This window comes from Arsukibacterium tuosuense, from assembly GCF_900215315.1.
Taxonomy (GTDB): Bacteria; Pseudomonadota; Gammaproteobacteria; order Enterobacterales; family Alteromonadaceae; genus Alishewanella; species Alishewanella tuosuense.
This window is the reverse complement of record NZ_OBEB01000003.1, coordinates 299,417-313,616: the sequence shown is the minus strand read 5'-3', so window position 1 is coordinate 313,616 and position 14,200 is coordinate 299,417. Positions and strand designations below refer to the sequence as shown.

General features: G+C 48.7%; 11 protein-coding genes. 1 reads left to right on the top strand and 10 read right to left on the bottom strand.

The genetic code is table 11. The features are described from left to right. Positions 1–32: 32 nt before the first annotated feature. The 10 genes from CRO03_RS08295 to CRO03_RS08250 are packed head-to-tail and all read right to left on the bottom strand — an operon-like array spanning position 33 to position 13,373. Positions 33–1,037: a hypothetical protein gene (locus CRO03_RS08295; RefSeq protein ID WP_141397740.1), complete on the bottom strand. Its 1,005-nt coding sequence runs from the start codon at positions 1,035–1,037 to the stop codon at positions 33–35. After that, complete coding sequence (locus tag CRO03_RS08290; RefSeq protein ID WP_097111151.1) at positions 1,034–2,350, bottom strand: nucleotide sugar dehydrogenase; 1,317 nt, start codon at positions 2,348–2,350, stop codon at positions 1,034–1,036. The genes CRO03_RS08295 and CRO03_RS08290 overlap by 4 nt, the downstream gene beginning before the upstream one ends. Continuing rightward, a complete protein-coding gene (locus CRO03_RS08285; protein ID WP_097111150.1) occupies positions 2,347–3,573 on the bottom strand; it encodes a TIGR03087 family PEP-CTERM/XrtA system glycosyltransferase in 1,227 nt (408 codons plus the stop codon). The genes CRO03_RS08290 and CRO03_RS08285 overlap by 4 nt, the downstream gene beginning before the upstream one ends. Next, the gene (asnB, locus tag CRO03_RS08280) at positions 3,570–5,489 is read right to left on the bottom strand and encodes an asparagine synthase (glutamine-hydrolyzing) (RefSeq protein WP_097111149.1); all 1,920 of its coding nucleotides are present in this window, start codon (positions 5,487–5,489) and stop codon (positions 3,570–3,572) included. Before asnB ends, CRO03_RS08285 begins: the two co-directional genes overlap by 4 nt. Before the next feature lie 2 nt (positions 5,490–5,491). Then, positions 5,492–7,390 carry an XrtA/PEP-CTERM system amidotransferase gene (locus CRO03_RS08275; protein WP_097111148.1) on the bottom strand — a complete coding sequence of 633 codons (1,899 nt, stop codon included), beginning with the start codon at positions 7,388–7,390 and terminating at the stop codon, positions 5,492–5,494. Positions 7,391–7,394: 4 nt separating this feature from the next. Then, entirely contained in the window at positions 7,395–8,537 is a 1,143-nt protein-coding gene (locus CRO03_RS08270) for a TIGR03088 family PEP-CTERM/XrtA system glycosyltransferase (RefSeq protein ID WP_097111147.1), read from the bottom strand. After that, complete coding sequence (xrtA, locus tag CRO03_RS08265) at positions 8,534–10,063, bottom strand: exosortase A (RefSeq protein WP_097111146.1); 1,530 nt, start codon at positions 10,061–10,063, stop codon at positions 8,534–8,536. Before xrtA ends, CRO03_RS08270 begins: the two co-directional genes overlap by 4 nt. A gap of 6 nt (positions 10,064–10,069) precedes the next feature. Beyond that, positions 10,070–11,098, bottom strand: a complete 1,029-nt coding sequence (locus tag CRO03_RS08260; RefSeq protein WP_097111145.1) for a FemAB family XrtA/PEP-CTERM system-associated protein — start codon at positions 11,096–11,098, stop codon at positions 10,070–10,072. An 8-nt stretch (positions 11,099–11,106) separates the two neighbouring features. Further along, positions 11,107–11,958, bottom strand: coding sequence for an XrtA system polysaccharide deacetylase (locus tag CRO03_RS08255; RefSeq protein ID WP_097111144.1), 852 nt, complete (start codon positions 11,956–11,958; stop codon positions 11,107–11,109). A gap of 5 nt (positions 11,959–11,963) precedes the next feature. Beyond that, positions 11,964–13,373, bottom strand: coding sequence for a TIGR03013 family XrtA/PEP-CTERM system glycosyltransferase (locus tag CRO03_RS08250; RefSeq protein ID WP_097111143.1), 1,410 nt, complete (start codon positions 13,371–13,373; stop codon positions 11,964–11,966). Between the two features lie 183 nt (positions 13,374–13,556). Between CRO03_RS08250 and CRO03_RS08245 the strand changes: the two genes are divergently transcribed. Further along, the gene (locus tag CRO03_RS08245) at positions 13,557–14,192 is read left to right on the top strand and encodes an XrtA/PEP-CTERM system exopolysaccharide export protein (protein ID WP_097111142.1); all 636 of its coding nucleotides are present in this window, start codon (positions 13,557–13,559) and stop codon (positions 14,190–14,192) included. Positions 14,193–14,200 lie beyond the last annotated feature (8 nt).

Genomic DNA, 14,200 nt, shown 5'->3' with positions numbered 1-14,200 from the left:
TTTGTTTCGCAAGATTATCCTGTTGCGACATACTACGTCTTCCTTGAGCGTCGGGTAAAAAGTGTAATCAGCATTGCCAGTAACAACAGCGCCAGCAATACCTGATAAAAGAATAGTACCCAGAGCATAATTTTCAGCCGCTGCATATTGTTGATCATATGCAGGTTGTCAGGTTCTGCTATTGCCATTAATTGCGGGAACTGGCCGCTGATTATCGCCACCATTTGCTCCAGGTGAGGGGAGACGTTGGCAGCAAGTTTAATCAGGGGGTGCTCGTCATAACTGATATTGTTATTGGCCCACCACAGGTAAAATTGATGGCGGCCATTGTAATAATAATCGAGCGCCATAGCGTCGTCTTTAAAACCAAAGGTCTGATCTGATAATCTGACCAGTGTGATCTGGCTGCGATCTGCAATCAGTTGCTGTTTAAACTCCAGTACCGACATCGGCTGCCGTTGCTGGTTTACCGGATAAAAGCCGTTAAACACGTCCAGCATAATCCAGCGCTGCGCCTGTTGGTCCCATATTTCATTGATAGCGTGGCCGTGGCCGCCAAAACCATCAAACGCCAGCGCCCATTCCCGTACCGGAATATCCAGTGCATGGCCAAATACATTAATAATTTCAGTGTAGTCGGCACAGTAGCCGCGTTGCTGCTGAATTTGTGCCAGGGTGGTGCTGACATCGGCCTGAATAGCGCCACCACGACGACGCTGATCCAGATTTAACACCGCGGCTTGTTGTAACATTAACGCCAACGGATCGCTGGTCTGTTGCTGGTTGCCAGGCATTTTCTGATTGATGATTACCTTAGCTATAGCATCAGGCAGCAGCGCTTTTTCCTGTTTAAACGAAGCAGGGAACTGATCGCCGGGCCACTGGCTCTGCTCAGTGCTGATGACATTAAATACCATGGCATTACGCAGCCGCACCAGTTCAGTACCCGAATGGAAGTTTGCCACCAGCAGTGCCACCGGCAAGACCATCATCGTCACAATTATCAGGCAGCTGCGCCAGCTGATTAACCTGTTCACCAGCATAGTCCGATATAGCGGGCGCGCACATCGGCGATTTGCTTCAAATGAACCAAATCGACCAGAATATGCTCCTGTGTCAGTCCTGCTAATACCTGTTCAACGATATGTTTGTCGTTTAACCCCAGGACGATTACCTTATTATTTGCCAGCAGCTGTTCAATATCGCTGGTCATTAACTGGCCGATATGGGGAATAGATTCTTCAATAAAGCGTTTATTGGCGCCAAGCAGGCGTGACAGGTTTACTTCCGGGTCGAAAATACTTAAATGCATGCCTTTACCGATAAGGTGTTCGGCTAAGTCGACCAGCGGGCTTTCCCGCAAGTCATCGGTGCCTGATTTAAAGCTCAGACCGATCATGCCAACATCCCTTGAGCCCAGCGCCAGGATTTTTTTATAGGCCTGCTGCAAATGCACCTGATTAGATGACAATACCTGGGATAACATCGGAATTTCGATATCTGCCTGTTTGGCAACATATTGCATGGCCCTTAAATCTTTTGGTAAGCAGGAGCCACCAAAGGCAAAGCCCGGTTTTAGATAGGCCGGTGAAATATTCAGCTGCTTGTCCGCACAGACTAAGTCCATGACTTTAAACGGGTCAACCGTCAGGCCTTCACATAACCTGGCGACTTCATTGGCAAAAGTAATTTTCAGGGCGTGAAAAATATTACAGAAATACTTGACGGTTTCAGCCGTTTTCACATCTGTGCGGTGATACTGACCAGGCAAATGGCCAAATAATCGCTGCATTTGCAGGTGTGCTGCCTCGTTATTAGCTCCCACGATAGTAAACGGCGGGTTGTCGTAATCTTTTATCGAGCTGCCTTCGCGCAGGAATTCTGGTTGAAAACAAATGTCAAAATCTACCCCGTCCTGTTTGCCGGAATATTGCTCTAACAAACTTTTTAAACTGCCTTCTACCGTGCCGGGCAGCAAGGTGGAACGAAATACAATAGTATGACGGTTGCTTTTACTGGCTAGCGCTTTACCTAATTGCTCGGCCAGGCGCAGCACGGCGGTTTGATCCTGGCTGCCATTAGTTTGTGACGGTGTACCAACACAAATAAATGAAACGTCGCTATTATCAATGGCATGCTGTACGTCCTGCGACACGCTGACCCGGCCACTGGCCGCCATTGCTGCCATGAGCTCTGGCATACCTTCTTCAATTACCGGCGACTGGCCGCTTTTAATCAGTTCCAGTTTCACCGGGTCAATATCGACCCCAATAACCTGATTGCCGTCGCGCGCCAGACACGCCAGCGACACGGCGCCAACATAACCTAATCCAAAAATACTGATATTCATATTTGCACTTCCCGTTGTGTCAGCTGTTTTTCCTGATGCAAGTTTATACATTGTTGCACTATGCTGTCTAATTGTTGCATTGATAAGTGCCATTGGTGATGCGTCAGCATCCGTTGCCGGCCAGCGTCAGCAAGTTGTTGCCGGAAAGCGGCGTTGCGCATCAGTTTTACCAGGGCATTGGCATACTCTGCCGGGGTATCGGCAATTAAAAAGTGTTGATTGGCAATGGCGTCAATGCCGCCTGCCGCCTGGCTGCTGCTGACGACCGGTACCGCCATTGCCATGGCTTCCAGAATTTTGTTCTGAGTGCCCCGGGCGATATTAAGTGGTGCTACCATTGCTGCGGTGTTAATAATATAGGGCCTGACATCTGGGACCGAGCCGGTAACAATAACGCCGGGTAAGTTGGCCAGCGCCCGGATTGCGGCGCTGGGTTCTGCCCCAACGATGTAAAGCTTAACATCAGGGATCTGCTCGCGGATCAGTGGCAGGGTTTGCCGGCAGAACTGCAACATCGCTTCCTGATTGGGGTAGTAATCCATCCGGCCAATAAAGGAAATACTATGGTGCTCATAAGGCGCAGTGCCGGGGGTAAAGTATTCGGTGTCAACGCCGTTCGGAAACCAGGCCGTCGGTACCCGGGTATTATAGCTTTGCAGGGTAGCCAGTTCAGCTTTAGTGGTGCAGCTGCATAAGTCGAAGCGGCTGGCCAGGCGCTTTTCTGCCCGCAGCATTTTTTGGCCTTCCAGGTAATAGCCCAGACTAAGTGGAAAGGGTTTAAAAGCACGGTAGGCTAACCATTTTTGCGAGTCCATATCACCAAAATCAAGCAACTTGGGCGTGTCTTCGACATGACTGACATATTGGGCAACTGACGAGCAATGCACAAAAATCAGATCAAATTTATGCTCTGCCAGTAAGCCTTTAATATGGTTATTTAAATCATGGCTGAAAAAGTAACCCATTGATGATGGCGTCAGTAGGGGCAGGCGCAGGATCATCCGTGCGAACTGCACCGGTTCTTTTACCACGGCAGCGTAGTAATGATGACAATGCTGTCTGATCCCTTCACCGTCTGCCGCTTCTGCCGGATTACGGGCCAGTGATGCTACGTAAACCTGATGACCTTGCTGGCTGAAATGACGGATCATGTTGAACGGGCGAATTTTGCCGCCACGTTTCGGCGGAAAGGGAAAGCGATGACAGACATATAATATTTTCATAACGACGTCCTGATTGTCTCTGATATTTGCCCGGCACTTTGTTTGTCCAGATACAGCCGGCACCAGATTTCCAGATTCATAAGTGCCAGCAAGTGATCGGTGTGATCTTCCTGCTGACTGAAGTGCTGGCTAAGTGTTTGTTCAATAACGGGCCAATTTAATAAGCCCCGCTGTTCAATGGTTTCACGGTTTACAAATAACCGCAACATCGGCGCCAACTCTTGTTTTAGCCAGGCACCTAAGGGTGCACCAAAGCCCCGCTTCGGCCGGTCGAGAATACTGGCCGGTAAAATGTCACTGAGTGACTCCTTCAACAGGTGCTTTAGCCGGCCGTTTTTCATGGTAAGGCTTTGCGGTATTTTTACCGCCAGCTCTACCATCTGATGATCAAGAAAGGGTACCCGGCATTCCAGCGAGGTTGCCATGGTCATTTTATCGGTTAACAACAATAAGTCGTCAGGCAACTGGCTTTGCCGGTCGGTATCAAACATGCGCCATAACCCTTGTTTAGCATGGCTGAACTGATAGTGCTGTTTAATAATACTGATCGGTTTTTCACTACTTAACAGTTGTTCAGTTTGTTGTTGACTGAACACCTGCATATAACGCTGATAGCGTTCAGCGTCGTCAAGCTCTGCCGACTGGATAAAAGCTTTAGTCAGGCGCAGGGTATTCAGCAGTTTCGAGTGGCGGTCACTGGGAAGTTTGCCGGCCAATGGCACTAACAGCTTTTGCCGTACCCAGGCGGGCAGACGCTGATATTTCTGTAAATAGTGTTCCCCCAGATAGCGACGGTAACCGCCAAACAATTCGTCACCACCAACGCCGGACAAAATAACGGTCACATCTTTATGGGCAAATTCTGATACCAGATAGGTGGTTATAAAAGCACTGTCGGCAACCGGCTCGTCCATATGCCACAGGAGCTTAGGCAACAGACTTACCACGTCCGGTTTTACCAGGATCTCCCTGTGTTCGGTGCCAAATTGTTCAGCAACCGCCCGGGCGTAGGGCAATTCGTTGTAAAAGTTAGCGGCGTCACCGGTATCAAAGCCAATGGCGTAAGTTTGCACCGGGCCTTTACTATGTTTCGACATCAGGGCAACAACCGCGCTGGAGTCTACGCCGCCTGACAAAAAGGCCCCTATCGGCACATCACTGACCATTTGCATTGCCACTGAGCTTTCCAGCTGGGTGCGAATTTTTCTGGCCCAGCTTTGCTCGCTGAGTTGCTCGGTCTGAGCAAAGTCTGGCTGCCAGTACTGATGCTGCTGGATACCTTTGTCATCAATTAACAGATAACTGGCCACTTCAAGCTTCTGAATGCCTTTAAACATGGAATAGGGGGCCGGCACATAGCCTAACTGCAAATACTGTTCGAGCGCTTGCGGACAAACCTCTGCTTCGATACCAGGCAATGCCAGAATGGCTTTGCTTTCGGTCGAAAATGCCAGATAGCCATCGTGCTGACACAGGTATAACGGTTTGATGCCAAGTCGATCCCGCGCCAGCAGCAGTTGCTGACGGTTATTATCCCACAGGGCAAAGGCAAACATGCCATTTAAGTGCTGCAGACAATCCACACCATATTGCTGATAGAGCGCCAGAATAACTTCAACATCGGACTGGGTTTTAAACGAGTAGCTGTCTGCCAGTTGCTCCCGCAGCTCGCGGTAGTTGTAGATTTCACCGTTACATACCAACACCAGACTACCATCGTCATTGCTGATAGGTTGCTGGCCCCCCGTTAAATCGATGACCGACAACCGGCGCATACCCAGCGCAATATTGTTATTCAGGTACTTTCCGCTGTCATCGGGGCCGCGGTGGGCCGTGATATCACCCATTGCATCCAGCCATTGTGCCGGAAATTGCTGGGGTCGTTTTAAGGCAACAACGCCGTGAATACCACACATAATTACTGCCCCAACTGCTGGCGATAAAACTGGGAAAACATTAATAAAGTCCAGAGTGCTGAGCTATGGTCACGTTTACCAGTAATATGCTGTTGATATAACTGTTGAATATAGTTTTGATTAAACAAGCCGGAATCGGCCAGGGCTTCTGAATTTAATGCCTGTTGCAGGGTTTGTTTCAGCGGGCCGCGAAACCAGCTGGCCAGTGGTACGGCAAAGCCCATTTTTTTGCGGTACAAAATATCATGCGGTAAATGGGGCTCCAGTGCCTGCTTAAACGCGGCTTTGCCTTCATTACCCACAATATTCATATTGCTGGGCAGCCTGGTGGCCCATTCCACGTATTTGTGATCCAGCAAAGGTACCCTGACCTCAAGTGAGTGGGCCATACTGGCCCGGTCTACTTTGGTAAGAATATCGCCGACCAGGTAGGTTTTCATATCCAGGTATTGCACCAGCTTTAGCGGATCATCGGTATTGGCGTTTGCCGCATGGCGTTTAAATACTTCAACTGACTGGTAACCGGCAAGCTTTTGCTTTAGCTGTGGTGAAAATAAGGCCGCCCGGGCATCTGCCCGCATAATTGACATGGTATTGCAGTAGCCGGAAACCGCATTCATTGCCAGTGACTGAAAGGTGGTTTTGGCTCTGACAAAGCGGGGGGCCCAGTCCAGTTTCGGATAGACCTTGCCCAGGGTACCAAATAACGGCTGGCGGATAGCCTGTGGCATAATGCCGCGCATTTTTTCTTCATGTAACTGGTAACGGTAGCGACGGTAGCCACCAAACAGTTCATCACCACCATCGCCCGACAAGGCAACTGTCACGTGTTTACGAGCTAACTGGCATACCCGGTAGGTTGGCATAGCGGAGCTATCGGCGTAGGGCTCATCGTAAAGGGCGGCCAATTTATCAATTAACGAGAAGTCGTTCCTGTCGACCATGCCACTGCGATGGTTAGTCTGGTATTGTCTGGCGACCTGGCTGGCATAATCACTTTCGTCAAATTGCTGATCATCAAAGCCAATTGAGCAGGTGTTTACCGCCTTATCCTGCTGTAACTGCGCCATCAGGGCAACGATGGCGCTGGAATCGACGCCGCCCGATAAAAAGGCGCCTAATGGTACTTCGGCAATTAAGCGGATATCAACGGCTTCTTTCAGCCGATCTAATAATTCTGATTTTACCTGGTTTTCGGTGAGTACGCTCTGGCTGAAATCGATATCCCAGTAGCGGGTTTGTTTCGGCATTACTGCCCGGGTTTTATCCAGCAGCAAATAATGCCCGGGATTCATTTTATAGGTATTGGCGTAAATGGTATGTGGTTCAGGGATGTAGCCAAAGGTGAAATAGTCTTCAATTCCCTGATAATACAAGCTTTTGTCAAAATCCGGGTGGGCGGTCAGCACTTTTAATTCTGAGCCAAACAGCAACTCGCCACTGGGCAGCAAACTGTAGAATAATGGTTTAATACCCATTCTGTCGCGCGCCAGAAACAGTTGCTGTTTGTTACGATCCCAAATGGCAAAGGCAAACATACCCCGGAAATGCTGCACACAATCTACGCCCCATTCTTCCCAGGCATGGACGATGGTTTCAGTGTCGCCGTGGGTGGCAAAAACGTGGCCCCGGGCTTTCAGCTCGACCGTGAGTTCTGCAAAGTTGTATATTTCACCGTTGAAAACCACAGCGACATCACCGGTTTCATTAAACAGCGGCTGGTGGCTGCCGGCGATATCAATAATTGACAAGCGACGATGAGCCAGGCCAATGCCCGCTTCAAAATGATAACCGTCATCGTCCGGACCCCGATGCGACTGCAGCGTATTCATTACTTTTAACACGCTCTGGTTAACCTGATTGCTGTTGTTTAGCTGTAAAATTCCGGCAATACCGCACATCTGTTTAACCTTCCTGTTGTTTATAACTGTCAAGATACAAGCGCCGATAGGCACTGACCATGGTATCAAGACTAAATTTCTGCTCTGCTGCTGCCCTGGCATTGTCGCCCAGACGCTGCAGCTCAGTCGGAGCTTGCTGACATTGCAGCATTACCTGCTGCAACTGCTTTTTATTATTGCTGCTAAATAGCCAACCTGTTTGTCCGGCAGCTACCAATTCAGCATTACCGCCAACATTACTGGCGATAACGGGCAGGGCGCAGGCCATGGCTTCCAGAATAGTATTGGAAATACCCTCTGCCAGTGATGGCAGTACGAATACCGATAAGCCGGGCAAGATACTGGCAATATCGCTGCGATCACCCGGTAGCCAGCATTGACTAATCAGGCCGGCTGTTGCCAACTGCTGCTGCAATTGTGGTCTGGTCGGACCGTCGCCGATAATGACCAGGGCGGTGCTATTTTTAAATGTTTCTTCTTGCTGACACAGTTCAATATAAGCCGCTACCAGCAACTGTTGGTTTTTAACATCAGCAATACGACCAACGGTCCCGAAAATTATCCGGTCTGAAGCCGCTAACGCTTCGGGCAGGGTACTCTTTAACCGTAAAGCAGGCATGAACCGCCTGGTATCCACCCCATTGCAAATCTGGCTAAGCCGGTCAGCTGCCACGCCAACGTCGTTTTGCAGGTAGTCCCGGCCTTCCCGGGACAAACAGACATAACGATGGATGACTTTTTTAAACAGCCGCTTTAACAATACATATTTTTTATTCTGACCCGCCAGATCAGTCAGATCCCAGCCATGTTCGCCGTGAACCCGCAATGGTATGCGGGCCAGCAAGGCGGCCGCCTGATACTCCATCGCCGCTAAATTGCGGCTATGGCAGATGTCTGGTTTAAGCTGACGTAATAGTTTGAAACAACGCCAGAATGACGGTAAATCATGGCCGGGGCGTTTATTCAGACAGTAAATTTGCACATTGTCGCGAGCTATCCGGGAGAAAAAAGCCTGATCGTAATCAGTTAAGCAGATGATGCTGTGCCGGAATTCGTCTGGCTCAAGCTGGTTAATTAAATTAACCACACCATTTTCCAGGCCACCGGTTCTGAAACTCCATAGCAGATGACAAATGTGCACTGTCATGGCTGCTGAACCTGCTGCGCCAGACTGACTTGTTCCGGCTCAGCCGAATTCGCTGCCGCAATTAAGCTGAACCGTTGTTCCAGGGTTTGTTGCAGTATTCTGCCAGCCTGCACCGGATCGTCTTCATAGTAGACACTTAACGCATAGAAGCTACCATGCTGGCTGAAGTGAAACACCTTACCCATGGCCTGCATTGCGGTAATCAGATATGGATCGGCTGAGAAGTAATTGCCACTGCCATACCAGTACCAGAGCAATCTTTTCTGGCCATTTGAGGCCCGCAGGTCAACTTCCTGTAATGCCAGACTCTGCTGACCGATTTGCAATTTGCGGCGTTGGCTGCTGGCGGGGGTCCAGCTTGCCGTCTGATAGGGCTGGTTGTGCCAGCTAACCAGTTTTTTATCATCAGTATGCTGATAAAAAGCGGCATAAAACCAGATCTCGCGGTTTTCATACTGCCAAATACCGGCTAACTGCGCTGAGCTGTCGCTGAACTGTGGTAATGCCAGCGATTCTGTTACCGGTGTCAGGCTTTGTTCAAGTTGTTTAGTACTATAAAAAGGTTGCTGAGCTAACGGTGGCAATAACAGATTAACCAATAGCGGGATTAGCATAACACTCACACCACTTAACAGCAGTGGCAGCGGCACGGGCTTTATTGCTGCTGGGCTTGCAACGGGTTGTGGCCGCTGTTTATCAGCAAAAAAACCGCCAATAAAAAACATGATAAATATAATAAGACCAAAGAAAATCCAGCCATAAATCAGGTGGTCCACGCCAACAGCATGTTTCATATCTGTCAGCGAAGCGATAAGGACAATGCCATAGGCCCGCACACCATTCGCCAGAATAGGGACGACAACGGCCGCCAGACAGAATACCAGTTGCTTGACTCTGCTGGTGTACGTGAGGTAGGCGTATAGCGTACCGAGCGCTACGGAAGCAATCAGGTAACGAATGCCTGAGCAGGCTTCAGCCACCAGGAATAAACCCGTTGGGGTCGATAAATATAAACCATCCCGGTACACCGGGATTTGGCTTAACTGCAGTGCTGCAACAGTAATGTCTGCGGTAATGTCTTGCAGCCATGGCACCAGGTTGTCACCCATTGGTACAGCAAACAACAAGTACAACAAAGGAAACCGAAGGAGTTTTAAAAGCTGCCAGCCACAACACAACCAGACCAGGACCGGTAGCATCAGCACTACGGCAAGCTGACTGACAACATTAACGGCCACCGCATTAGCAAAGTACCAGACGACGACCAGGGCAAATAACAGCGGTAAGGCTTTAACATCCGGACGCAAGGGGGTGGCTGCGATATGTTGACGCTTGCGCCAGACTAAATACAGGCTGATGGGGAAAATTAATATGCCATGCGCATAGGTGTCAGACCGCAACCAGATAGCAACCATGGACCACAATGTTTCTGAGAAGCAGAGCAGCCAGACAACAATAAATGCGGTTAGCGTCATAGCATAAGAGCGCGCCGGCTTTGATAGTTCAGGCAAGTTAACTTTGCTCATTCATTTTTACCCCAGATACCGTGAAATTTTAGGTCCCAGCCACTGACTGACTGCAAGCGGTAACTTCTGCCACATTTTAATAAATAACTGATATTTGGGGTTGTTAGGGCTGAGGTTTGGCAAAGCAGTGGCATTAATTAACTGGTACTGATAATGAAGTTCTTCCGGCAGCATTCCCCAGTGCTTTTTATAGTTGTAGGCACCTGAATCAAGCTTGCTTCTGCCAAAATCATAACTGTTGCAGTTTTTGTCTGCCCGGGCATGGCACATTAGCTGGTAGTACATAAAGTCATTACTTTTAAGCTCGCGGGCTTCGCTGATGCCGCCGCCATAGTAGGGTAAAACCTGCTGATTATAATAAAAACTGAGCACGCTTGAGACCGCTTTGCCATCTTTGCGTACCGTCAGAATTTCAGCATCGTCACCAAATACCTTGAGCAGGGATTGAAAATAGGCCTTGCTGAAAACCGGCGTTCCAAGGTTGCGGACACTTTCTGAATACGTTTGATAAAAATAATCCAGGCTGTCATCCAGGGTAAAGCTGAGCTGATGATTCAGAGATTGCCGGATCACTGCGCGCTGCTTCTTTTTAATGCCGGCCAGAATGTCAGCATCGTTTTCAGCTAACTGACACTGGAAAGTAGCATGTTGAATACGGGTTGTTAACTGGTTGTTTTGCGGATGGCGGTAACGCAGTTCCAGATGATCAACCCCCAGTTCACCGGCGAGGGTAATTGCGCTCTGCTCCAGATGACGTTTAACGTCGTCCGAACCAACAGCGCCACCATAAACGCAAAAGGGGGTTGAAACCAAAGCATCACCAAACATGCGGCTTTTTACTCTGGCTAGTGGCAATACACCAACAATTTGCTGGTCAAGCGTGGCATACAAATAAAAGCCCTGATGGCCCAGATCTGTCAGTACCTGCTGCCAGCCTGCAAGATGAAAAAAGCTGCCATCAGTACTGTTTTTTACAAATGTGTCCCAATCTGCATTGCGCTTGTCATCCAGCGCTAAGCCTGATACCTGGTACATGCTAATCCTTAGCTTTTAAAATAAGGTTGGTATACTTCGTTTACTGAACGCCAATTAAAATCTTGCAGCAAACAACCTATCTTTGCTTCCATTCTGCTTAAATTAACATAATGCCGGAATCGTGACTTAAGCGGAGCATCAGGGATCCTGGGTTGCTCCGGATCAATTTCCCATGGGTGGCAGTAAAACATGTACGGAATATCTTTCTGCTCTACATAGCGGGAAATAAGACGCCGGGTTAACCAGTAGGGTAGTAACCGGAAATAGCCACCACCTGCAATAGGTAATTGCCGACCCAGCATTGACAGCACCGGCATTGGGCACTCCCAAATGCCTTCTTCACGCAGATAGGGTTGCTGTGGCCAATCGGGCGTACCGTACAAGTCGTGGATGACCGGGTAAGTACTGGAGCTATATTGATAGCCGGCTTGCTTTAACGCTGCAAAAGCCCACTCATTTTGTTTACCAATAGAGAAGCTTGGTGCCCGGTACCCGGTTACCGGGTTACCTGTTTGCTCTTCGAGCAGGTTTTTTGCACGGCTGACATCGTGCAGGAATTCTTCAGGGCTCTGACTGGTGGCTTTACTATGATTGTAACCATGGCTGGCGACTTCATGACCTCGTTGATGAATTTCCCGGACCAGTCCCGGAAAACGCTCTGCTACCCAACCCAGCATAAAAAAAGTGGCTTTTGCCTGATGGGTATCAAAAAGGTCAAGCAACTGATTGGTATTATGCTCTACTCTGACCGGCATATTATCCCAGTCAGCAGGCGCAATATTGCGCTCAAAAGCGGCAACATGAAAATAATCTTCAACATCCACAGTCAGGGCACTGAACACGGAACTACGTTTGTTCATTATTGTTAGCGCCCCTTACCGAATAACACAATTTCAACGGTGCGGATTAGAATCATCAGATCAAGCAACAAACTACGGTGCTTAATGTAGTACAAGTCAAACTTAAGTTTTTCCTGGGCATCTTCAGCCGTTGCACCATAAGGGTATTTAAGCTGAGCCCAACCGGTAAGGCCCGGTTTAACATTGTGGCGCTGACTGTAGTATGGAATATCTTTAACCAGTTCATTAACAAATTCTGGCCGCTCTGGTCTTGGGCCAACAAAGCCCATTTCCCCTTTTAATACGTTCATTAACTGTGGCAGCTCGTCTATCCGGTACTTACGAATGTATTTACCAACCCGGGTGACCCTGTCGTCATCGGCACTGGCCCAGCGGGCACCATTTTTTTCGGCATCAGGTTTCATACTACGGAACTTCAGAATGTAAAAAGGTTTACCATCAAACCCCACCCGGACCTGCCGGTAGAACACTGACGCGCCGGTTTTACGGCCATCTTCAAGATATATCAGCAGGGCGGTAAGCAACATTATGGGCCAGGTAACAGCAAGCAACAGTACAGCCAGTACCAGATTGAGTTTGTAATCGAGGTTAGTTTTGAAACGCTGGTTTAAATCCAGGCCATTACCATAAATTATCCAGCTCGGGTAAATAAGATTTACCGCAATCTGGCCGGTTTCCCGCTCGATAAAATCGAGTATTTCAATGACTTCAATGCCGCGGCTTTTACATTTAAACAGGTGTTCAACCGGCAACATGTTGCGGCGCTCGTCACAGGCGATAACGAGCTGGTCAATACCGTTGTCAATGACATACTGAAACAGATTCTCTTTATAATCGAATGTGATAAGTTTTTCTTCCGGTATGCTGGCTGACCTGTCACCATCAATATGCGCAAAACCAACAATCTCAAAAAAACGCTTGTCGACATTACGGCGCATTCTGCGCTCAATTATGGAGGCACGCTCTCCGGCGCCTAATACCAGAATGCGGCGGCGACTGATCCGGGTAATGTCGTTGTAGTGAAAGAAAGCCCTGAATGCAGTGAGGCTGAACAATGCGATGACTGACGCGACGGCCAGATAAAGTGTGCTGATATGCAAAAACGGAAACAGGTTAAATATAACGCCTTCCAACAACAAGGCACTAAAAAGCAGGGTGATGACAACACGCTTAATTATGCCACCGTGGCTTTCCCTTAATTTCTGGTCGTACAGCCCTACAGAAAGCGCGCACAGCATAACTGTTGCAGCAAACAGAGCCGCATTAATTAATCTGTAATCAAGCGAAATGTGGGGGTTAAGATTATTGTACAGATAACTGGCAACTAAACTTGACAAACATAGCAGCGAAACTTCGCTAATCAGGAACAGCTTGTCAGCGATGGTACTTTTTCCGTGTCGGCGATACGTGCCCATAACGACTTCCTTGTGCGTTTGTTGCTTGTGCAGAGCTTCCAACTACTGCACTGTGAGGTCTAATTTAGCCTAAAATTCGCGCTTTTTCTAGAACAATATATAAATTTAATTTTCAAAAAATGCAGCACAAGAGTAAAGTTTTGCGTTATATTATGCTCGCAGCAAACAAAAGGACGCGTTTTTATGATTGCAAACCGACTCTTAGCGGCACTGGTAATGGTGCTGGTCTCACTAAGTACTATCACGGCTTGTTCCAGTAGCAGGCAACTTCCCCGCGCAACAGTGCAGGAATCCCTTACCACTTCTGTATCAAACTACCAGTATCTGGTGGGTCCCAATGACAGTCTTAGTATTTTTGTCTGGCGTAACCCCGAGTTATCGGGCAGCTTTATTGTCAGGCCTGACGGCAAAATTTCGACGTCGCTGGTGGAAGATGTGCCTGTTAGTGGCAAAACACCGACTCAGGTAGCCCGCGATATGGAACAGATCCTGGGTAAATACATCCGTGATCCGGTAGTAACGGTTTCTGTCTCCAATTTTGTTGGCCCCTACAGCGAACAGGTCAGGGTAATTGGCGAAGCGACTAATCCTCAGGCCGTCAGCTACCGGGAATATATGACAGTGCTGGACCTGATGATAGCAGTTGGCGGCCTGACTGAGTTTGCCGACGGTAATGGCGCTAAATTGGTACGTACCAGCAGTGGCGGCCAGGTTACCTACAGCTTAAGGCTGGACGATTTGATCCGCGATGGCAATATTAGCGCTAACGTTGATATTTTGCCGGGCGATATTGTGATTATCCCTGAAGCATGGTTTTAGTAATTGGT